This is a genomic window from Salmonella enterica subsp. enterica serovar Typhimurium str. LT2 (assembly GCF_000006945.2).
In the GTDB taxonomy this organism is placed as follows: domain Bacteria; phylum Pseudomonadota; class Gammaproteobacteria; order Enterobacterales; family Enterobacteriaceae; genus Salmonella; species Salmonella enterica.
This window is the reverse complement of sequence record NC_003197.2, coordinates 89457-109313: the sequence shown is the minus strand read 5'-3', so window position 1 is coordinate 109313 and position 19857 is coordinate 89457. Positions and strand designations below refer to the sequence as shown.

Annotated in this window: 19 protein-coding genes and 14 other annotated features; of the genes, 7 read left to right on the top strand and 12 right to left on the bottom strand. The window is 52.6% G+C overall.

What is annotated here, in order from left to right; genetic code table 11:
- Positions 1-77 precede the first annotated feature (77 nt).
- The gene (gene djlA, locus STM0094; protein ID NP_459099.1) for a DnaJ like chaperone protein occupies positions 78-901 on the bottom strand. Within the gene, positions 78-890 belong to an annotated coding region; the region does not span the whole gene.
- Positions 896-901: a ribosome-binding site (putative RBS for djlA; RegulonDB:STMS1H000476), on the bottom strand. (Overlaps the previous gene by 6 nt.)
- Before the next feature lie 242 nt (positions 902-1143).
- On the opposite strand from djlA, the gene imp reads away from it, so the two are divergent.
- The 6 genes from imp (at position 1144) to apaH (ending at position 7890) form a co-directional block, all read left to right on the top strand.
- Positions 1144-3504 carry an organic solvent tolerance protein gene (imp, locus tag STM0093; protein ID NP_459098.1) on the top strand — a complete coding sequence of 787 codons (2361 nt, stop codon included), beginning with the start codon at positions 1144-1146 and terminating at the stop codon, positions 3502-3504.
- Between the two features lie 42 nt (positions 3505-3546).
- Positions 3547-3552, top strand: a ribosome-binding site (putative RBS for surA; RegulonDB:STMS1H000475).
- Positions 3547-4844 (top strand): peptidyl-prolyl cis-trans isomerase gene (surA, locus tag STM0092; protein NP_459097.1). Within the gene, positions 3558-4844 belong to an annotated coding region; the region does not span the whole gene. (Overlaps the previous feature by 6 nt.)
- Positions 4844-5833 carry an NAD-dependent dehydrogenase/carboxylase gene (pdxA, locus tag STM0091; protein NP_459096.1) on the top strand — a complete coding sequence of 330 codons (990 nt, stop codon included), beginning with the start codon at positions 4844-4846 and terminating at the stop codon, positions 5831-5833. Before surA ends, pdxA begins: the two co-directional genes overlap by 1 nt.
- Positions 5830-6651 carry an S-adenosylmethionine-6-N',N'-adenosyl (rRNA) dimethyltransferase; kasugamycin resistance gene (gene ksgA, locus STM0090; RefSeq protein NP_459095.1) on the top strand — a complete coding sequence of 274 codons (822 nt, stop codon included), beginning with the start codon at positions 5830-5832 and terminating at the stop codon, positions 6649-6651. Before pdxA ends, ksgA begins: the two co-directional genes overlap by 4 nt.
- Positions 6640-6645 (top strand) — a ribosome-binding site (putative RBS for apaG; RegulonDB:STMS1H000474). (Overlaps the previous gene by 6 nt.)
- The gene (apaG, locus tag STM0089; protein ID NP_459094.1) for a putative cytoplasmic protein occupies positions 6640-7031 on the top strand. Within the gene, positions 6654-7031 belong to an annotated coding region; the region does not span the whole gene. The genes ksgA and apaG overlap by 12 nt, the downstream gene beginning before the upstream one ends.
- 10 nt (positions 7032-7041) lie before the next feature.
- Positions 7042-7890, top strand: coding sequence for a diadenosine tetraphosphatase (apaH, locus tag STM0088; protein ID NP_459093.1), 849 nt, complete (start codon positions 7042-7044; stop codon positions 7888-7890).
- Positions 7891-7995: 105 nt separating this feature from the next.
- On the opposite strand, the gene folA is transcribed toward apaH, so the two are convergent.
- From folA to STM0083, 5 genes are all read right to left on the bottom strand, one after another.
- The gene (gene folA / locus STM0087; protein ID NP_459092.1) for a dihydrofolate reductase type I occupies positions 7996-8488 on the bottom strand. Within the gene, positions 7996-8475 belong to an annotated coding region; the region does not span the whole gene.
- Positions 8483-8488: a ribosome-binding site (putative RBS for folA; RegulonDB:STMS1H000473), on the bottom strand. (Overlaps the previous gene by 6 nt.)
- Positions 8489-8673: 185 nt before the next feature.
- The gene (gene kefC, locus STM0086; RefSeq protein NP_459091.1) for a CPA2 family K+ efflux antiporter, glutathione-regulated occupies positions 8674-10549 on the bottom strand. Within the gene, positions 8674-10536 belong to an annotated coding region; the region does not span the whole gene.
- Positions 10529-11069 (bottom strand): putative NAD(P)H oxidoreductase gene (yabF, locus tag STM0085; protein NP_459090.1). Within the gene, positions 10529-11059 belong to an annotated coding region; the region does not span the whole gene. The genes kefC and yabF overlap by 21 nt, the downstream gene beginning before the upstream one ends.
- Positions 10544-10549, bottom strand: a ribosome-binding site (putative RBS for kefC; RegulonDB:STMS1H000472). Its footprint overlaps the gene before it by 6 nt.
- Positions 11064-11069, bottom strand: a ribosome-binding site (putative RBS for yabF; RegulonDB:STMS1H000471). (Lies within the gene yabF.)
- A 396-nt stretch (positions 11070-11465) precedes the next feature.
- Positions 11466-13362, bottom strand: a protein-coding gene (locus tag STM0084; protein ID NP_459089.1) for a putative sulfatase. Within the gene, positions 11466-13355 belong to an annotated coding region; the region does not span the whole gene.
- Positions 13357-13362, bottom strand: a ribosome-binding site (putative RBS for STM0084; RegulonDB:STMS1H000470). Its footprint overlaps the gene before it by 6 nt.
- Positions 13363-13848: 486 nt before the next feature.
- Positions 13849-14043, bottom strand: a complete 195-nt coding sequence (locus STM0083; RefSeq protein ID NP_446547.1) for a putative inner membrane protein — start codon at positions 14041-14043, stop codon at positions 13849-13851.
- Positions 14044-14244: 201 nt separating this feature from the next.
- Positions 14245-14250: a ribosome-binding site (putative RBS for STM0082; RegulonDB:STMS1H000469), on the top strand.
- Between STM0083 and STM0082 the strand changes: the two genes are divergently transcribed.
- Positions 14245-14543, top strand: a protein-coding gene (locus STM0082) for a putative secreted protein (protein NP_459087.1). Within the gene, positions 14253-14543 belong to an annotated coding region; the region does not span the whole gene. It overlaps the preceding feature by 6 nt.
- Before the next feature lie 223 nt (positions 14544-14766).
- Here the strand turns inward: STM0082 and STM0081 are convergent.
- The 6 genes from STM0081 to fixB form a co-directional block, all read right to left on the bottom strand.
- Positions 14767-15191, bottom strand: a protein-coding gene (locus tag STM0081) for a putative secreted protein (protein ID NP_459086.1). Within the gene, positions 14767-15183 belong to an annotated coding region; the region does not span the whole gene.
- Positions 15186-15191 (bottom strand) — a ribosome-binding site (putative RBS for STM0081; RegulonDB:STMS1H000468). (Overlaps the previous gene by 6 nt.)
- 285 nt (positions 15192-15476) lie before the next feature.
- The gene (locus STM0080) for a putative outer membrane lipoprotein (RefSeq protein NP_459085.1) occupies positions 15477-15713 on the bottom strand. Within the gene, positions 15477-15707 belong to an annotated coding region; the region does not span the whole gene.
- Positions 15708-15713, bottom strand: a ribosome-binding site (putative RBS for STM0080; RegulonDB:STMS1H000467). (Overlaps the previous gene by 6 nt.)
- A gap of 82 nt (positions 15714-15795) precedes the next feature.
- Positions 15796-17148 (bottom strand): putative MFS family transport protein gene (yaaU, locus tag STM0079; RefSeq protein ID NP_459084.1). Within the gene, positions 15796-17136 belong to an annotated coding region; the region does not span the whole gene.
- Positions 17143-17148 (bottom strand) — a ribosome-binding site (putative RBS for yaaU; RegulonDB:STMS1H000466). (Overlaps the previous gene by 6 nt.)
- 134 nt (positions 17149-17282) lie before the next feature.
- Positions 17283-17586, bottom strand: a protein-coding gene (fixX, locus tag STM0078) for a putative ferredoxin (RefSeq protein ID NP_459083.1). Within the gene, positions 17283-17570 belong to an annotated coding region; the region does not span the whole gene.
- The gene (fixC, locus tag STM0077) for a related to carnitine metabolism protein (protein NP_459082.1) occupies positions 17567-18864 on the bottom strand. Within the gene, positions 17567-18853 belong to an annotated coding region; the region does not span the whole gene. The genes fixX and fixC overlap by 20 nt, the downstream gene beginning before the upstream one ends.
- Positions 17581-17586 (bottom strand) — a ribosome-binding site (putative RBS for fixX; RegulonDB:STMS1H000465). It overlaps the preceding gene by 6 nt.
- Positions 18859-18864: a ribosome-binding site (putative RBS for fixC; RegulonDB:STMS1H000464), on the bottom strand. (Lies within the gene fixC.)
- Positions 18865-18902: 38 nt before the next feature.
- Positions 18903-19855, bottom strand: a protein-coding gene (fixB, locus tag STM0076) for a putative electron transfer flavoprotein, carnitine metabolism (RefSeq protein ID NP_459081.1). Within the gene, positions 18903-19844 belong to an annotated coding region; the region does not span the whole gene.
- Positions 19850-19855, bottom strand: a ribosome-binding site (putative RBS for fixB; RegulonDB:STMS1H000463). It overlaps the preceding gene by 6 nt.
- Positions 19856-19857 lie beyond the last annotated feature (2 nt).

Below are 19857 nucleotides of genomic sequence, written 5' to 3'. Positions count from 1 at the left end.
GCCGGGGCGCTTCGCTTGCCCGGCCTACATTCATTAACGTAGGCCGGATAAGGCGCTAGCCGCATCCGGCAATTCAATCACTTGAAGCCTTTCTGTTCTTTGATTAGCTCATACGCTTTCTGAATTTCCTGCGCTTTTTGCTTCGCCATCTCCATCATTTCCGGCGGCAACCCTTTGGCCACCAGCTTATCAGGATGATGCTCGCTCATCAGTTTGCGATAAGCGCGTTTAATGGTGGTTGCATCGTCGGTGGTTTTAACCCCCAGCACATTACAGGCATCTTCCAGCGTCGGGCCGCGCTGCGCCTGCTGCCAGCCGCCGCCGGACTGTTGATGATAACCGCCGCCAAACTGCGCGCCGCCCTGCATCATGCGCAGAAACTGATCGAACTGTACGCGGGAAATACCTAACTCTTCCGCAATCACATACAGCACTTCCCGCTCATTAGGGTGTAGCGAGCCATCGGCAAACGCCGCCTGGATCTGAATTTCCAGAAACATCCGGATCAGATCAAAACGCCCGAAGCAGACGCTACGAAACTGCCGCATCTTTTCACGTAATGGGTAATTATCCGCTTTTCCGACCCGAAAGGCGTTCTGCGCGGCAGTACGTGAATCGCCGTGTAAATTCATACGATCCATCAACTGACTGGCGATATGAATATCCGCTTCCGTCACCCGTCCTTTTGATTTGGTTAAGTGGCCCATCACCTCAAAGGTGGTGGCAAAAAACAGCGCCTGCCGTTCCCGCTGGTTGGCAAACCACGCCATTTTTCGGCTGCGGGCTTTGTCGAACATATGGCCCACCAGCAGACCCAGGACCACGCCCCAAAAGCCGCCGCCCATCATCAGGGCTACGGCGACGCCAATTATCTTTCCCCAGTACTGCATAGACTCCCCAAAACGTTACGCTATCGGTGAGGCTATCTCCCACAAAATAAGGTGCTTTTCTGCAAATGAAGGCTACGGTCAATTGTGGGACATCGCCTATAATTTGCATTATCATACCTGTCATTCAATGCCGTGCCTAACACCACAGACGCTAAACGGCAGGATTAACACTGGCGCAGCGAAGATGAGTAAGTTAGGCTGTGACCGTTTGTCACGCGCAACGCTACCGATGATGGAACAATAAATACAACGTATGAAAAAACGTATTCCCACTCTTCTGGCCACCATGATCGCCAGCGCCCTTTATAGTCATCAGGGGCTGGCAGCCGATCTCGCCTCACAGTGTATGTTGGGCGTGCCGAGCTACGATCGTCCTCTGGTAAAAGGCGATACCAACGATCTGCCGGTTACTATCAATGCCGATAACGCTAAAGGTAACTACCCGGACGATGCCGTTTTTACCGGCAACGTGGACATTATGCAGGGGAATAGCCGCCTGCAAGCGGATGAAGTGCAGCTTCATCAGAAGCAGGCGGAAGGTCAGCCGGAACCTGTACGCACCGTCGATGCGCTGGGTAATGTGCATTATGATGACAATCAGGTCATCCTTAAAGGGCCGAAGGGCTGGGCGAACCTGAACACCAAAGACACGAACGTCTGGGAAGGCGATTACCAGATGGTGGGCCGTCAGGGGCGCGGTAAAGCCGATCTCATGAAGCAGCGCGGCGAAAACCGCTATACCATTCTGGAAAACGGCAGCTTTACCTCCTGTCTGCCTGGCTCCGATACCTGGAGCGTGGTGGGGAGTGAAGTCATCCATGACCGCGAAGAACAGGTTGCGGAGATCTGGAACGCCCGGTTTAAAGTAGGTCCGGTTCCGATCTTTTATAGCCCCTATTTACAGCTACCCGTCGGTGACAAGCGTCGCTCAGGTTTCCTGATCCCGAACGCGAAATACACGACCAAGAACTATTTCGAGTTCTACTTACCGTATTACTGGAACATCGCGCCCAATATGGACGCCACCATCACCCCGCACTATATGCACCGCCGCGGCAATATTATGTGGGAGAACGAATTCCGTTATCTCACGCAGGCAGGCGAGGGAGTGATGGAATTAGATTATCTGCCTTCTGATAAAGTCTACGAGGACGATCACCCCAAAGAGGGCGATAAGCACCGCTGGTTATTCTACTGGCAGCACTCAGGCGTGATGGATCAGGTGTGGCGTTTTAACGTCGATTACACCAAAGTCAGCGACTCCAGCTACTTTAACGATTTCGACAGTAAGTACGGTTCCAGTACCGACGGCTACGCAACGCAGAAATTCAGCGTCGGCTACGCCGTACAAAACTTTGACGCTACGGTGTCGACCAAACAATTCCAGGTCTTTAACGATCAAAACACCAGCAGCTATTCAGCGGAGCCGCAGTTAGACGTTAACTACTACCATAACGATCTCGGCCCGTTTGATACCCGGATTTACGGCCAGGCGGTGCACTTTGTTAACACCAAAGACAATATGCCGGAAGCGACCCGCGTCCACCTGGAGCCAACCATCAATTTGCCGCTCTCCAACCGCTGGGGCAGCCTGAACACCGAAGCGAAGCTGATGGCGACGCACTATCAGCAAACGAATCTGGACAGCTATAACAGCGATCCAAACAATAAAAATAAGCTGGAAGATTCGGTTAACCGCGTCATGCCGCAGTTTAAAGTCGACGGTAAGCTCATCTTCGAACGCGATATGGCGATGCTGGCGCCGGGGTATACCCAGACGCTGGAACCACGCGTGCAGTACCTGTATGTGCCGTACCGCGACCAGAGCGGCATCTATAACTACGATTCTTCTTTGCTGCAATCCGACTATAACGGCCTGTTCCGCGACCGCACTTATGGCGGTCTCGACCGTATTGCTTCCGCCAACCAGGTCACAACCGGCGTCACAACACGCATTTATGATGATGCCGCCGTTGAACGTTTTAACGTTTCTGTTGGTCAAATCTACTATTTCACGGAGTCTCGCACCGGCGATGACAACATTAAATGGGAGAATGACGACAAAACCGGTTCGCTGGTTTGGGCAGGCGACACTTACTGGCGTATTTCAGAACGCTGGGGGCTGCGTAGCGGAGTGCAGTACGATACCCGTCTGGATAGCGTCGCTACCAGCAGCAGCAGCCTCGAATACCGTCGGGATCAGGATCGTCTGGTACAGTTGAACTACCGCTATGCCAGCCCGGAATATATTCAGGCTACGTTGCCTTCGTATTATTCCACGGCAGAGCAGTATAAAAACGGCATCAATCAGGTGGGCGCGGTGGCAAGTTGGCCGATTGCCGATCGCTGGTCGATTGTCGGCGCGTACTACTTCGATACCAATTCGAGCAAACCTGCAGACCAGATGCTCGGCTTGCAGTACAACTCTTGCTGCTATGCGATCCGCGTCGGATACGAACGTAAGCTGAACGGTTGGGATAACGATAAACAACACGCGATTTATGATAACGCGATTGGCTTCAACATTGAGCTGCGCGGTTTGAGCTCTAACTACGGCCTCGGCACGCAAGAAATGTTGCGTTCGAACATTCTGCCGTACCAAAGCTCTATGTAATCTGATTGATTTACAACGTAATCCGCATTGCGGTTAATTGAAATGGAAAAAGTATGAAGAACTGGAAAACGCTGCTTCTCGGTATCGCCATGATCGCGAATACCAGTTTCGCTGCCCCCCAGGTAGTCGATAAAGTCGCAGCCGTCGTCAATAATGGCGTCGTGCTGGAAAGCGACGTTGATGGCTTAATGCAATCAGTCAAACTCAACGCGGGTCAGGCAGGTCAGCAGCTTCCGGACGACGCCACGCTGCGTCACCAGATCCTGGAACGTTTGATTATGGATCAAATTATCCTGCAGATGGGTCAGAAGATGGGGGTGAAGATCACGGATGAGCAGTTGGATCAGGCCATCGCCAACATCGCCAAACAAAACAATATGACGATGGATCAGATGCGCAGCCGTCTGGCTTACGATGGGCTGAACTATTCAACCTACCGTAACCAGATTCGTAAAGAGATGATTATCTCTGAAGTGCGCAACAATGAGGTTCGTCGCCGTATCACCGTTTTGCCGCAAGAAGTTGACGCGCTGGCAAAACAGATTGGCACCCAAAACGATGCCAGCACCGAGCTGAACCTGAGCCATATCCTGATTGCTCTGCCGGAAAACCCAACCTCCGAGCAGGTTAACGACGCGCAGCGCCAGGCGGAAAGCATTGTTGAAGAAGCGCGTAACGGCGCAGATTTCGGCAAACTGGCGATTACCTACTCTGCCGACCAGCAGGCGCTAAAAGGCGGTCAGATGGGCTGGGGCCGTATCCAGGAGCTGCCGGGGATTTTCGCCCAGGCGCTGAGCACCGCGAAGAAAGGCGACATTGTCGGCCCGATTCGCTCCGGCGTCGGCTTCCACATTCTGAAAGTAAATGACCTGCGCGGTCAGAGCCAGAGTATCTCCGTGACCGAAGTTCACGCTCGTCACATTCTGCTTAAGCCGTCGCCGATCATGAACGATCAGCAGGCGCGCCTGAAGCTGGAAGAAATCGCGGCTGACATTAAGAGTGGTAAAACCACCTTTGCCGCTGCGGCGAAAGAGTACTCTCAGGACCCGGGCTCCGCTAACCAGGGCGGTGATTTGGGTTGGGCTACGCCAGATATTTTCGACCCGGCGTTCCGCGACGCGCTAACGAAGCTGCATAAAGGCCAAATAAGCGCGCCGGTACACTCCTCTTTCGGCTGGCATCTGATCGAATTGCTGGATACGCGTAAGGTAGACAAAACCGATGCGGCGCAGAAAGATCGCGCTTATCGTATGCTGATGAACCGTAAATTCTCAGAAGAAGCGGCGACCTGGATGCAAGAACAGCGCGCCAGCGCTTACGTTAAGATTTTGAGTAACTAATGAGCAGTGCGCAACGCGTTGTTATCACTCCCGGCGAACCCGCCGGGAGTGGCCCCGATCTTGTCGTCCAACTGGCGCAACGCGCGTGGCCGATTGAACTGGTCGTCTGTGCGGACGGCGCGCTCCTGACGGAGCGGGCCGCCATGCTCGGCCTGCCTCTCTCGCTTCTCCCTTACTCGCCTGATGTCCCCGCTGCGCCGCAGCCCGCGGGAACGCTGACCCTATTGCCGGTCTCGCTGCGCGCGCCTGCCATCTCCGGTCAGTTGACGGTAGAAAATGGCCCCTACGTGGTAGAGACGCTGGCGCGAGCGTGTGATGGCTGTCTGAACGGTGAATTTGCCGCGCTGATCACAGGCCCCGTGCACAAAGGCGTTATTAACGACGCAGGCATTTCGTTTACCGGTCATACCGAGTTTTTCGAAGAGCGTTCGCAGGCGAAAAAAGTCGTGATGATGCTGGCAACCGAAGAACTTCGCGTGGCGCTGGCGACCACGCATCTGCCGCTACGGGCGATTGCAGACGCCATCACCCCTGCGCTTTTGCACGAAGTGATTGCTATTTTGCATCACGATTTGCGGACCAAATTTGGTATTGCCGAACCGCGCATTCTTGTCTGTGGCCTGAATCCGCACGCGGGCGAAGGCGGTCATATGGGCACGGAAGAGATAGACACCATCATTCCGGTGCTCGACGAGCTGCGGGCGCAGGGGATGAAACTCAACGGGCCGCTACCTGCTGATACGCTGTTTCAGCCCAAATATCTCGATAATGCCGACGCGGTGCTGGCAATGTACCACGATCAGGGCCTGCCCGTGCTAAAATACCAGGGATTCGGTCGGGGAGTGAATATTACGCTCGGCCTACCTTTTATTCGAACCTCCGTTGACCACGGCACCGCGCTTGAACTGGCGGGCCGTGGAAAAGCGGATGTCGGCAGTTTTATTACGGCGCTTAATCTCGCCATCAAAATGATTGTTAATACCCAATGAATAATCGAGTCCATCAGGGCCATTTAGCCCGTAAACGCTTCGGGCAAAACTTTCTCAACGATCGGTTTGTGATCGACAGTATTGTTTCTGCTATTAATCCGCAAAAAGGCCAGGCGATGGTTGAAATCGGCCCCGGTCTGGCGGCGCTGACGGAGCCGGTCGGCGAACGACTGGATAAGCTCACGGTCATTGAACTTGACCGCGATCTGGCGGCGCGTTTGCAAACCCATCCGTTTTTAGGGCCGAAGCTGACTATTTATCAGCAGGACGCCATGACCATGAACTTTGGCGAACTGTCTGCGCAGTTGGGCCAACCGCTGCGTGTGTTCGGCAATCTGCCCTATAATATCTCCACCCCGCTGATGTTCCATCTCTTTAGCTATACTGATGCCATTGCCGACATGCACTTTATGTTGCAAAAAGAAGTGGTAAATCGTCTGGTTGCAGGGCCGAACAGCAAAGAGTATGGTCGTTTAAGCGTGATGGCGCAATATTACTGTCAGGTGATCCCGGTGCTTGAAGTGCCGCCATCCGCCTTCACGCCGCCGCCCAAAGTGGACTCCGCCGTGGTGCGTCTGGTTCCACACGCAACAATGCCTTACCCGGTTAAAGATATTCGCGTGTTGAGCCGTATTACCACCGAGGCCTTTAACCAGCGCCGTAAAACGATCCGTAACAGTCTCGGCAATCTTTTTAGCGTTGAGACGTTGACGGAAATGGGTATTGACCCGGCAATGCGCGCGGAAAATATCTCTGTCGCGCAGTACTGCCAGATGGCCAACTATCTGTCGGAAAACGCGCCTTTGAAGGAGAGTTAAACATGATCAATTCGCCCAGAGTGTGTATTCAGGTGCAAAGCGTCTACATTGAGGCGCAATCCTCACCTGACGATGAACGTTACGTTTTTGCCTATACCGTAACCATCCGCAATCTGGGCCGGGCGCCAGTGCAGCTATTGGGCCGCTACTGGCTGATTACCAATGGTCATGGCCGTGAAACCGAAGTCCAGGGCGAAGGTGTGGTTGGCGTCCAGCCGCGCATTGCGCCTGGCGAAGAGTACCAGTACACCAGCGGCGCGGTAATTGAAACGCCGCTGGGCACCATGCAGGGTCATTACGAAATGATCGATGAAAATGGCGACGCCTTTACCATCGACATCCCCGTGTTTCGACTCGCCGTCCCTACACTCATTCACTAAAATTATAACAATGGCAACTTATCTCATCGGCGACGTTCACGGTTGCTACGACGAACTGATCGCCTTATTACAGCAAGTGGAATTTACGCCAGACACAGACACTCTGTGGCTGACTGGCGATTTGGTCGCCCGCGGTCCCGGTTCGCTGGACGTGTTACGCTACGTCAAATCGCTTGGCAATAGCGTGCGTTTGGTGCTGGGGAATCACGATTTACACCTGTTGGCCGTATTCGCCGGGATTAGCCGCAACAAACCTAAAGACCGGCTGACCCCGCTTCTTGAAGCGCCGGACGCCGATGAGCTGTTGAATTGGTTACGCCGTCAGCCGCTGTTGCAGGTAGATGAAGAGAAAAAGCTGGTCATGGCGCATGCGGGTATTACCCCGCAGTGGGATTTGCAGACGGCAAAAGAGTGCGCCCGCGATGTTGAAGCGGTGCTGTCGAGTGACTCGTACCCGTTTTTCCTCGACGCGATGTATGGCGATATGCCGAATAACTGGTCGCCGGAGTTAAGCGGTCTGGCGCGGCTACGCTTTATTACTAATGCCTTTACCCGTATGCGTTACTGCTTTCCTAACGGTCAACTGGATATGTACAGCAAAGCGTCGCCGGAAAATGCCCCTGCGCCGCTGAAGCCGTGGTTCGCCATTCCGGGGCCGGTGAGCGAGGCTTACAGTATTGCGTTCGGGCACTGGGCGTCGCTGGAAGGGAAAGGGACGCCGGAAGGTATTTACGCGCTGGATACCGGCTGCTGCTGGGGCGGGGAGTTGACCTGTTTACGCTGGGAAGATAAACAGTATTTTGTGCAGCCGTCAAACCGCCAGATGGATATGGGCGAAGGCGAAGCGGTCAACGCCTGATAGGTTTATGCCTGATGGCGCTACGCTTATCAGGCCTACATCTGGCGACATCTGGCTCAAGAGTAGGCCGGATAAGGCGTTTCGCCGCCATCCGGCACTACAGCGTTAACGACGCTCCAGAATCTCGAAACAATAGCTGTGAGAATTCTGCGCGTCGGCATCGTGAAACTCACTGAATACCGATTCCCAGTCATCCGGTTCATAATCCGGAAAATGGGTATCGCCTTCGACTTCCGCATCAATATGCGTCAGATAAAGCTTCTGCGCCTTTGGCAGGAACTGCTCGTACACGCGCCCGCCGCCAATGACCATAATTTCCGGCGCATCGCCGCAAGCGGCAATCGCCTCATCGACAGACTTCACCCACTGCACGCGATCGTCGGTGCCTGGCTGGCTGCTGATAACAATATTTTTACGTCCCGGTAAGGGGCGTCCGATGGACTCCCAGGTGTGACGTCCCATGACGACAGGTTTATTTAACGTGTTACGTTTAAACCAGGCGAGATCGGCAGGCAGGTTCCACGGCATGGCGTTTTCCATACCGATGACGCGATCCACCGCTAACGCCGCAATCAGACTGATCATTAATTATTTCCTGATACAAAAAAAATTGCCGCCACTATACGTAAAGCGCAATCTTTCGTCGACTGACGAAAAGAGGATGAGCACGAAAATTTTTCGTTCTGCTGGCGACGCCACTCATTTGATGTGGAGCGCCAGCATTACAGTAGTTCAAAAACAGCCAATTAGCAGTAAAGTTTGCAGAACATCACATTTTTTACTTTAGATTGACGGTTTGACCTCGGGTTCATCGGCGACCTCCCCGGAATGTTTGCCCTCAGCCGTTCCCTGCCAGCCGTGGCGCTGAATCAACGACAGATGCTCCCGGTCCTCGGTAATAATTTCGCTCAACATCGCGCTGGTACGTTTATAGGCGGCGGCGCGAGATAACGGATCGTTTTCCCCTTTCGCCATCTCTTCCACCATCCGGGTATTAAAATGACGGAACAGATCCGCGCGCTCGCGGGCTTCATAACGCCCCAGCCCCAGCGCCTCCAGCGCCTGTCGCCCGCTTTTGAGCGCGCCTTCGAAGGTTTCACGTTCGGGCATCGCCACACCAGCCTGGCGCAGGCGAATGTAATGATCGACATCACGGGCGCGGGCGATAATCTGCAGATGCGGGAAATGCGACTTCACCAGTTCACTCAGTTGCAAATTGGTTTGCGGATCGTCAATGGCGTTAATCAATACCTCCGCCTTCGCCGCTCCGGCAGATTCCAGTAAATCCATACGCGTCGCGTCGCCATAAAAAACCTTCATGCCGAATTTACGCAGCGTTTCGATATGATCGGGGTCGTGATCGAGCACCACCATCTTCACCCCGCTCGACAGCAGCAAACGCCCGGCTATCTGACCAAATCGTCCAAACCCGGCCACAATAACCCGCGGTTGCTCTTCGTCGATTTCATCCGCCTCGCGCGCTTCACCCGTCGCGGTCTTCTCCATGCGCGTCAGCAGCACCAGAAAAATCGGCGTAGCCGCCATCGACAGCGCGACCGCCAGCGTCAGCGCTTTTGCCCATTCCGGCTCAAGTACATCCGCCATTTGCGCCGCGCCAAAAACCACAAACGCAAACTCACTTCCCTGGCCTAATAAGACGGCAAACCAGCGACGCTGTTTTGCCGGTACGCCCAGCGGCCTCGCGACCAGCCACAGCATGACGATTTTGATTGCCAGAAAACCGGCCAACAACAGCAGAATGCGCAGCGGATTCTCCACCAGCGTGCCGAAATCAATCGACATGCCGACGCCAATAAAGAACAGCCCCAGCAGCAACCCCTTAAAGGGTTCAATATCGCTTTCCAGCGCATGACGGTATTCCGAACTCGCCAGCAGAACGCCCGCCAGGAACGCGCCCATCGCCATTGACAGCCCAACCTCTTCCAGCAACAGGCCGAAACCAAACACCAGAAATAGCGCCACGGCGCTGAACACTTCCCGCAAACCAGAACGCGCGACAAAGCGCAGCGCCGGGCGCGTAACGTAGCGTCCCAGCAACACCACCAGCGCCAACGCGCCTGCGACTTTCAACGCCGATAGCGCAAACGCGCCAAGCGTGGTGGATGCGCCGCTGGCGGCCAGCAGCGGAATCATCGCCACCAGCGGGATCGCCGCGATATCCTGGAACAAGAGCACTGCAAATGCGCTACGCCCTACTTGCGAAACGGTCAGGTTACGCTCATTCATTGCCTGCATGGCGATAGCCGTGGACGAAAGCGCCAGCGTCATGCCAATCAGTTCCGCCACCTGCCAACGCAGGCCAAGAAACATACAGAACAGACCAATCAGTCCGCCGCAGACCCCCATCTGTAACGCGCCGCCGCCAAATACCGAGGCGCGCAGCTTCCATAACCGTTGCGGGTCCAGCTCAAGTCCAATAACAAACAACATCAGCACGACGCCGATTTCCGCAAAATGCAGAATAGATTCGGCGTCCGTCACCAGCCGTAGCCCCCAGGGACCGATAATGCAACCCGCAATCAGATACCCCAGCACCGATCCTAAGCCCAAACGTACCGCAATCGGCACAATCAACGCCGCCGAACCAAGATAGATCAGCGCCTGCAGTAGAGTATGGCTATCCATGATTCACCTCCTGCCATGCCAGTAAACGCTGTTTATACTGACGCGCCTGCGCCTGTAAGGTGTCGTCATCGCAAATGAACGTGCAGTGCATGGCAAACGGCGACAGCCATTTGAGGCCGCAATAGAGCGCCGTCGCCTGTAGCGGCTGAGAAAGGACGTCAAATCCGGGATGGGAGCCGATAGCAAAGTGGTTTTCACCACCGCCGGTCGTTACCGCCCACAGCAGATGTTTACCATGCAATGCCGTACCGCCATGACCGTAAGCCCAGCCGTGGGTGAGGACTTTATCCATCCATAATTTGAGTAAAGGAGGGACGCTGTACCACTGCATCGGATGCTGCCAGACGATAAGACTCGCGCGCGACAGCGCCTCCTGCTCGGCGGCAACGTCAATATTGAAATCGGGATAGAGGTGATAAAGCGAACGTATTTCGACGTTTTCCAGCGTCCCTGCCTGTTCAAGCATCCGCTTATTCGCATGAGAATGATGCGGATACGGATGCGCATAAATAATGAGGATCATGATTAGCCTGTGATGATCTGTTTTTTATTACAAAGTGTAGTGACAAATTCGCCAGGCTAATAGTGAATATTATTGAGCGGCTAATCAGAAAAAATTGAATTAACGCCAGCCAGGAGCTGGCGCCGTCCTGCCTCCGGAAGACGCTCTCGAAGGGCCGCAGGCGTTTGCGGAAAAGCGCGATCCGGTGTGGAAAGGTCGGTGATGATAGTAGCCTTAAATCGCTGACCAATCGGTTTAAGGCCTTCTTGTCGGGCGGCGCTGCGCTAAATTTGCCTGTAATGACTGTAATATCAATCCATTACATGATGATACAGACCCAATAAGCGCAGCGCCAACAGCATCTGAACCTCCAGACACGCTGGATGCCAGATCGCCGACGAATAAAATAGCCTAATGGGCCAGGCTCTTAATCTTTCGCCATGCGGTTAAATTGCTCAATAGTAAGATCCCACGGCTCATGGGCCGCATCCGGCATAAAACTGCCGTCATCCACGCCAATTTCGTCTTTGATAATTTTATTCAGTTTTTCATTCATCGTAAGAATGAGATCCTGATATTTCTGTTTATCAGCAGCAAGGTTATGGTTCTCATCGGGATCATTTTTAAGATCGTAAAGTTCAAGATCGTTGTACTTAATAAGATCCTCCCAGGTTTCCGGCGTATTATGCTCCCTTAGCGAGAAATAGCGTGCAAACTTATAACGACCATCGTTAATCATGCGCGTCCCTGAACGATGGCTGAAATCAGGATGCAAATGAGATATTTCCTGCTTGATTTGCGCCACCGTTTTTTGTTTATCTCTTTGTAGCGCAATAACGCGGTGGAGATAATGGGCATCGGTATACAAGATCATGCCATAGCAATATAAGCTGGCATTTCTCACCGCATTAACCGCAACGCTCTCCGGGTTTTTTAGCAATCCGCTAAAATTAACGCCTTTGCGGTTGCCTAACGCCTGGTGCTGTTTTTCTTCCGGCAAACCGGTCAGTCCAACTAATGTCGGCGCGATATCAAGATGACAGGTCAACGCCTGACATTTCTTATTACCGGGGTACGCCGGGTGGGAAATAATCATCGGTACATGGATCTGTTCTTTATAAACGGAAGCGCCTTTACCGTGCATCTGATGGCTTCCGCCTAATTCGCCATGATCGGCAGTAAATACAACAATCGTTTTATCAGTTAACTTGAGGGCATCAAGTTCATTTAATATCCGGTCAAGGTGAGTATCACAATCGCGGATACAGTTGAAATAGTAGTCAAGCAGTTTACGCCAACGACGATCTTCATCAGGAAACTGCCCTTCCAGCGCAGCGCGCGCCGTCTGGTATTCAAGATGCGCCGGCGGTCTTCCCTGCTCATTGAATGATTGATGCCTGTTTGCCGGCAGCGGATAGTTCGGCCAGCTTGCCTGATAAAGTTCGTTTTCCGGTGGCTGCGTGGGCGCCAGGGTATTATCATCCTGATCCAACTCGCCACGCCACTGTACCTTTTCTCCCTCTTTATCGGTATCAATAAACATGACGTCATGAGGATTAACGAGGTTAACGGCCAGGAACCAGGGCTTGTGTTGGTCATTCAAGGGCTGCCCCTTGCATCTTAACCAATTTATAGTCTGAGCCGTGGTGGTTGAATCATAAAAATAGCCGCCTTTACTATGGCCTATAATATCGCCGATGCCGTGATAGTCAGCAAAACCATATTTTTCCATAATTTTATGTAATTCTGGTTCAGGAATATCCCCGACATCAATATCCTCATCTTTTTCGTCAGGCAAAGGCTTCTCCAGTTTTTCTGTAAGATGCCACTTACCTTTATAGGCCGTATAGTATCCCAGTTCCCGCATCATATGACCTGTGGTTCCAAGAGCGGGGTCAAGGTCATAAGGCATCCAGGGTAATCCCAAATTATCAAACATCTTTGTCTGGGGCATATGTAAGCCGGTATACAATACGGAGCGGGAAGGCGTACAGACATTACTGGTATTCTGATGATTACAGAATGTCACCCCCGTTTTCATGAGCCGCTCTCTGCCGGGTACCGGGAAAGGAAACGTAGGAAAAAAACGCTCCTGGTCGGTCACGACTAACAGAATATTATATCCTTCTGGCAATTTTTCCGGGATTTCGCCAGTAAACGGTTTATCCCACGCCGGTTTCGCCTTGACGGCGCATTTTTCATCAGCCTTTACCGCGCCGGATAACATACCGCCTGCGGCAAGAATACCGGCACTGGTTAACAGTTTCCTACGCGTAAGATCCGTCTCTTCTGCGGACAGATTTTTTTTATTACTCATATTATTATACCTGTAGTCAGTAACTTTATCACATATTCATTTATTACTGTACGAGGAAGCGTGGATATGTATCAATGCCTTCCGGGTAAGAATATGTGTTATAAATTGATTTGTATTTCAAATTAGAAATATATTAATAAATAACCATAATTCACTGAAAAATTATTTAGATGAAAAGTTCATTGTTTTTATTTTAGAGATACAACTGCAGACATTACTTCATAAAAAAATACATTATTAAACATACTCTATAGTGCTGTGTTCGTGCCTTTTCCCTTCAGCTACGGTGATTACCCTATGCCGCTACAATAAAATCGCCCCGAAAGAAACACTATCAGTAACAGGCCGCGCAACCATAGACATACAACCGGTAATATCACTCTGGGAAATTAAAACATAACTCAATTCTGTTATGTTGCTTATGAATAAAACTAGCGTATTGCCGCGTGATTCAATAAAAATTACGCCATTAAAAGAAATAATATAAAAACTATTATTTACAGGGGGTTAAGTTTCTTTTTAGCTGGCAGTGCATTATTTTACATTGACAACAACATAAAGAGGTGACTATAACAAGATAAAAGACGGTCACACCAAATAAGGCTATTTTCAGATAATCAACCGAGGTTATTACCCAAAATAATTCGAGTTGCTTAAAGGCGGCAAGGGAGTGAGTCCCCGGGAGCATAGATAATTATGTGACTGAGGTGAGCGACAAATTTGCCGGGAGCAGATTTGAACGTCGCGTGCGACGGCCCGTCAGGGCGAGGCCCATGGGTGGGCCGAGTAATCCGTAGCCAACCCATAAGCAACCTGAAGTATGAAGGGGATAAATAATTTCGTTACGGATTACTGATATTGCGCAAACCTTATCATCAATGCAACAGGAACAGAACTATGAAAAAACGCATTATTGCCGCCGCATTACTGGCAACGGTTGCTTCATTCAGCACACTTGCGGCAGAGCAGGTCTCTAAACAAGAAATCAGCCACTTCAAACTGGTTAAGGTCGGCACCATAAATGTGTCCCAGAGTGGCGGACAGATTTCCTCACCCTCTGATCTACGCGAAAAACTGTCAGAATTAGCCGATGCGAAAGGCGGAAAATATTACCATATTATCGCTGCACGTGAGCATGGTCCGAATTTTGAAGCCGTTGCCGAAGTTTATAACGATGCGACGAAATAAAGCTCTGATTGCGCCATAACGAGGGCACTGGCATGAAATAATAAGAGAGCGCCAGCAAGGTGCCATGTTACGTCACAATCCACTCAGGGCCGTCTGGAAACGGATGCTGGCCCTCTTTTTTATCAACAGTTCATCCGGGGCAGGCAAGCCGTTGGAATGTGCGCGCGCAGGCAGTAAGCCCTTCGTGAATAAGACGGTTTTGCGGGCTGTTTTAAGATGATGTTTAGTGCGCTTTTACCTGCCTGAACCAGTAATTTTCCATTTTCGTTATCCATTTCCCCTTTTTATTTTTCGATATTACGCCAGCCCAAAGTAATTGCAGCTGTCGGTTATAGGTTCCAATAGCGTGTCCACCATACGCCCCTTCAAATGCTATCACCATGGGTCCCTGCCCTTTTACCCCCTCTTGTCCTTCATGGCAATAAAGCGCGTTGCGGTGAGTCACGTCAAGTTCATACTGCACGTTCAGTTTCACACATTTTTCCCCGCAGCTTTCTACTGGCGGCGATATTGTCATGGTATAAGGCGGGTTATCTGCCGTGGTTTTCCATGTTCCGATCAGGTCTTTGCAGACGTTTATCTCCGTAGCCCCGGAGGCGGCAGAAAATAGCGCGAGCAAATAAAAAGGTATTGGTTTCATTACAGACTCCTGTTCCTTATACCTCATCATTTATACCTAATCATAAGGATAAATGCCCTGCGATATGTTTTTTTCCGGGAAATGTTGAGCCGCTGTTCAGAGAAATGTCGATGAGTGTAACCTCATGTAAGCGGACAGCGCGGTGGGGAAAGCGGGAACACGGGCGAATGGTCTAACGTATTTCGACGTTTTCCGGCGTCCCTGCCTGTTCAGGCATCCGTTTATTCGCATGGGAATAAATGGATGCGCATAAAGAGAAAATATTATTGCGCGGCTAACCAGAAAAGATTGAATTAATTATCCAGCTCGCTCATATTTTTCAGCTGATCGCGGTTAATCTGTTCGGTTTTCCCGGTGGCGGCGTTTTTGTAAGACACCATACCGGTATCGTTATCGACCTCGGGTTTCCCGTCGGTGACAATAGTTTTGCCATCCGTGGTTTCAACCGCCTGGTTAGAAGAGCATCCTGCGACGGTGAATAGTGTTGCTGCGGTAAACAGTGCGGTCATAAGACGTTTTTGCATGGTGTTCTCCCTGCTTTTCAGTTGTTTTAGCATGTGACTGTTAACTGTAGCGTTATTGGCGAAAAGCAGGGAGAAATGCAGAACACTCTTAACGAGGGTTATCCGATGGCGTTCCGCGCAAAGTCATGTTTCCGGTCTGTGTTAGCGTCAAGCCGCGGGTTTCCGGGGCAAACATCACCGATACGCCAAGCCCGACTAACGAAATCAACGCGCCAATCAGCATGACGTTATTAATACCGTAACGAGTAATAAAAATCGGTAATGCCCAGGTGGAGACAATGGTTCCGATGCGGCTTAATGACATGATGACCCCCACGGCCGAAGCGCGAATATCCGTCGGGAAGAGTTCATTAGGATAAAGCCATTGCAGTATGCCCGGTCCGCCGGAAAAGAAGGCGTATACCGCAAACGCCACCACGACCAGTATGATGCCCAGATTTGACACCAGCCCCAGCAGCGCCAGCGCGATAGTCATCATGGCGAAGCTGCCAATAAGCAGAGGGCGACGGCCAATACTGTTTAGCCAGAACATCGCCGGTATACAGCCCAGCATAAAAAAGAGGCTAATCACCACATTGCCAAGCGCCGCGTTGCGCCCCTGCTCCCAGCCGAGTAACCCGACGATCTGCGGCCCAAAGGTATAGATAGCGAACATCGGGATCACCTGACAGGTCCAGATAGCCGCAACGAACAGTACAAACGGGAAATGACGGCGGTTAAACAGCTGCAGGAAGCGGGTCTCCTGCGGCAGCTCATCGTCAAAGCAGACCGGTTCGCCGAACAGTTTGATCATCATTTGTTCGCACTCTTTTACCCGTCCTTTTCGCAATAGCCAGCGTGGCGATTCCGGCAGGTCAAAGCGGCCAATCAAAATGATTAAGCACGGGATAAAGGCGCTGCCAAGCATCCAACGCCAGCCGCCTTCCATGTCATACAGCCAGTAGCCCACCAGGTTGGCGCAGGTCGCGCCGACGTACCACATCGCGGCGATAAAACCGATGGAGAACGCGCGCTGGCGGGTGTTGGAAAACTCCGTAATCATGGAAGTAGCGATAGGGTAATCCGCGCCGATAACAATGCCAATTAAAACGCGCATCACCAGTAATTCAAGCGGCGTGGAAACAAACATGGTCGCCACGGAGATAACGCCGATAGCGATAATATCAAGCAGGAACATTTTACGCCGCCCGACTTTATCGCAAATATAGCCAAACAACGAGGTGCCGATAAACAGTCCGGCAAGCGTAGCCGCGCCGAGCGCGCCAATCCATTCAGCATCAAGGTGCAATAGCGGCGTCAGTTGTTCCAGCGCCACGCCAATGATCACCAGCACGTAGCCATCAAGGAACGGGCCGCCGCTTCCCCACAGCATAATTCTGCGATGAATGGAGGAGAATTTAAGGTCATCAAAGTTCCTGGGCTGCTGCATGGTGATGTCCTGTTTCAACACGGGCAAAGCGCATCTGTAGGCCGGATAAGGCGTTTCCGCCGCCATCCGGCATTGGCGCCACATGATTGCCGGATGGCGACGCTACCGCATCTTATCCGGCCAACGGGGGCACAACTTCGTACTTATTAGCCGTAGCGGAACTCTACGCCAAACGTCCCGCGCGGGTATTCCCATTTTTCCAGCGCCGTATCAAGGCCGAGGATCCGGCACGTTCCGCACTCCAGGCACCCGGCGTAATCAAAACGAACGCTGCCGTCGTCCTGCTTTTTATACAGTCCCGCCGGACAGGCCTTAATCAGCACCTCCAGCGCCTGTTTATCAGGATCGGTTTTGAGAATGATGTGCGGGCTGTCTTCATCCACATTGAACTTATTGACGCCCAGTTTGACGTCCACATTAACGGGAGATGTCATAATACGGTCACTCCTTTCAGGCCATCTTTCATCAGATTAATGAAGCCCACTTTCTTCGCATGGCGCAGGATTTTTTTACGCATGGGCACCGGAGCGGAGCCATCCACGGTGAACAGGTCGCGCGCGATATTGACCGCCATTTCGGGATAAGCGGTAAACATGCGGGGATTATCAAGAAAAGCCGGTAGTTTCTGATACATGCGCATATCGCGCATCGGACCTTCGTCCAGATGCTGACGGTATTCACCCAGCGACTGCTTGCTAAAATCGTCGCGCTTCATCGCCGAAAGCACCGTCTTCGCCGCCGCTTCGCCTGCGGATATGGCGAGATCCATACCCCGGATGGTAAAGCCGAGGTTCATACACATGCCGGCAGCATCCCCGGCAATCAGTACGCCATCGCCCACCAGTTCAGGCTGCATATTCATTCCCGCCTCGGGTACAACGTGCGCGGCATATTCCACCAGCTTGCCACCGGCGATCAGCGGCGCAACTGCCGGATGCTGTTTGAAATCTTCCAGCATTTGCGGGACCGATTTTTTCGCGTCTTTCAGATGATGAAGACCGCAGACCAGCCCCAGGGAAAGGGTTGTTTCATTCGTATACAGGAAGCCACCGCCCATCAGACCATCGGTCGGCGCTCCGGCAAACAGACAGGCGGCACCTTCGTTGCCCTGTAACTGGAAACGATCTTCAATGACCAACTTCGGCAATTCGATCAGTTCCTTCACGCCGACAGCAACATGCGATGCCTCAACACGCTTGGTCATGCCCAGCTTTTCAGCCAGCAGAGAATTCACCCCGTCAGCGAGGATCACGACTTTGGCTTCCAGAATATCGCCATCGGCTTCCACGCCCACGACTTTGCCATCACGCTGAACAACGTTATCCACGCGAATACCGGTGATCAGTTGCGCCCCCGCCTCTTCGGCCTGCTCCATCAGCCAGGCGTCAAATTTACTGCGTAAGACGGAATAGGAAACCTGCGACGCTGAAGCATCTTCACCATTGCAGTAGTCGATAGTCATCGCCCCGTTGTCGGTCATAAAGGCGAGTTTTTCGTGGGTGATCATGCGTTCAATGGGGGCCTGATCCGCAAAGCCGGGAATGATGCGTTCCAGGCTATGTGCATACAAGCGCCCACCGGTGACATTCTTCGCGCCAGCAGAATTGCCGCGCTCGATAACCAGCACCTGTGCACCTTCGCGAGCAAGCACCAGCGCCGCAACCGAACCGGCCAGACCTGCACCCACGATGATGGCATCAAAGATATCTTCGGACATACGTACTCCTGTCAGCGGCAGGATACCTTCGCATCCTGCCCGAAATGGTTTATCGCGCTAAGGCAGCCGTCAGCGCAGGCAGGATCTTCAGCGCATCGCCAACGATGCCAAAATCTGCATACTGGAAGATTGGCGCGTTTTTATCTTTGTTGATGGCGAAAATCGTCTGCGCGCCGTTGGCGCCGACCATGTGTTGGATCTGCCCGGAGATCCCCACCGCCAGATACAGTTCAGGTTTGAGCATCAGGTTGGAGATACCGACGTAGCGCTCGTGCTCCATCCACTTCTCGTTTTCCGCCACCGGGCGGGAACAGGCCAGCTCGGCGCCAATCGTCTGGCACAGCGCTTCGGCCAGCGAGATATTCTCTTTGCTGCCGATGCCGCGTCCCACGCTGACCACCAGACGCGCTTTGTCGAGGTCAACGCTGTTGCTCTGACGCGCCTGGGTTGCGGTGCGGGTCACGGCAGTGGCCGGAGCCTGCCACTGCACGGTGTGCATCTCGCCGCTGCGAGAAGCATCCGGTTGTTGTGCGTCAAACGTTCCGCTGCTGAGTGTGATCACGGCAAACGGCGAAGCGATGGTTTCTGCCCCTATCGCCAGACCGCCGTAGACCATATGTTTAACCGCCGCTTTTCCATCCTGCAGGGAGACGTCGCTGGCATCGTTGGAAACCGCAGCCGACAAGCGATAGCCCAGCTTTGCCGCCAACAGCTTGCCCCGACGCGTATTCGGCAGCAGCACCGCGCCGCCCTCGCTATGCTGACGAATAGTCTCAGCCATCGCAGCAGCGTAGTCTTCGATCATGCGGTCTTCTGGTTTGCCGCTGAGCAGCCAGACATGATCCGCGCCCAAATGACATGCTGTCGCGCTGTCTGCTTCGTTCAGTACGAACGCGTTAACTTTTTCACCTACAGCCTGCGCGCCACTCATCAGTTCGGGCAGACGAGAAGGGGTATCGCTGAATACCCAGACACTGGAAAATTTGTTCATAACATCCCCTGAT

Excerpts from the sequence above, each read along its gene's own strand:
- STM0081 (NP_459086.1), bottom strand. The coding sequence starts at position 15,183 with ATGAAACCAATACCTTTTTATTTGCTCGCGCTATTTTCTGCCGCCTCC.
- STM0084 (NP_459089.1), bottom strand. The coding sequence starts at position 13,355 with ATGAGTAATAAAAAAAATCTGTCCGCAGAAGAGACGGATCTTACGCGT.
- STM0083 (NP_446547.1), bottom strand. The coding sequence starts at position 14,043 with ATGCTCCCGGGGACTCACTCCCTTGCCGCCTTTAAGCAACTCGAATTA.
- STM0080 (NP_459085.1), bottom strand. The coding sequence starts at position 15,707 with ATGCAAAAACGTCTTATGACCGCACTGTTTACCGCAGCAACACTATTC.
- apaG (NP_459094.1), top strand. The coding sequence starts at position 6,654 with ATGATCAATTCGCCCAGAGTGTGTATTCAGGTGCAAAGCGTCTACATT.
- ksgA (NP_459095.1), top strand. The coding sequence starts at position 5,830 with ATGAATAATCGAGTCCATCAGGGCCATTTAGCCCGTAAACGCTTCGGG.
- pdxA (NP_459096.1), top strand. The coding sequence starts at position 4,844 with ATGAGCAGTGCGCAACGCGTTGTTATCACTCCCGGCGAACCCGCCGGG.
- yabF (NP_459090.1), bottom strand. The coding sequence starts at position 11,059 with ATGATCCTCATTATTTATGCGCATCCGTATCCGCATCATTCTCATGCG.
- fixB (NP_459081.1), bottom strand. The coding sequence starts at position 19,844 with ATGAACAAATTTTCCAGTGTCTGGGTATTCAGCGATACCCCTTCTCGT.
- apaH (NP_459093.1), top strand. The coding sequence starts at position 7,042 with ATGGCAACTTATCTCATCGGCGACGTTCACGGTTGCTACGACGAACTG.
- yaaU (NP_459084.1), bottom strand. The coding sequence starts at position 17,136 with ATGCAGCAGCCCAGGAACTTTGATGACCTTAAATTCTCCTCCATTCAT.
- surA (NP_459097.1), top strand. The coding sequence starts at position 3,558 with ATGAAGAACTGGAAAACGCTGCTTCTCGGTATCGCCATGATCGCGAAT.
- kefC (NP_459091.1), bottom strand. The coding sequence starts at position 10,536 with ATGGATAGCCATACTCTACTGCAGGCGCTGATCTATCTTGGTTCGGCG.
- folA (NP_459092.1), bottom strand. The coding sequence starts at position 8,475 with ATGATCAGTCTGATTGCGGCGTTAGCGGTGGATCGCGTCATCGGTATG.
- imp (NP_459098.1), top strand. The coding sequence starts at position 1,144 with ATGAAAAAACGTATTCCCACTCTTCTGGCCACCATGATCGCCAGCGCC.
- fixC (NP_459082.1), bottom strand. The coding sequence starts at position 18,853 with ATGTCCGAAGATATCTTTGATGCCATCATCGTGGGTGCAGGTCTGGCC.
- fixX (NP_459083.1), bottom strand. The coding sequence starts at position 17,570 with ATGACATCTCCCGTTAATGTGGACGTCAAACTGGGCGTCAATAAGTTC.
- STM0082 (NP_459087.1), top strand. The coding sequence starts at position 14,253 with ATGAAAAAACGCATTATTGCCGCCGCATTACTGGCAACGGTTGCTTCA.
- djlA (NP_459099.1), bottom strand. The coding sequence starts at position 890 with ATGCAGTACTGGGGAAAGATAATTGGCGTCGCCGTAGCCCTGATGATG.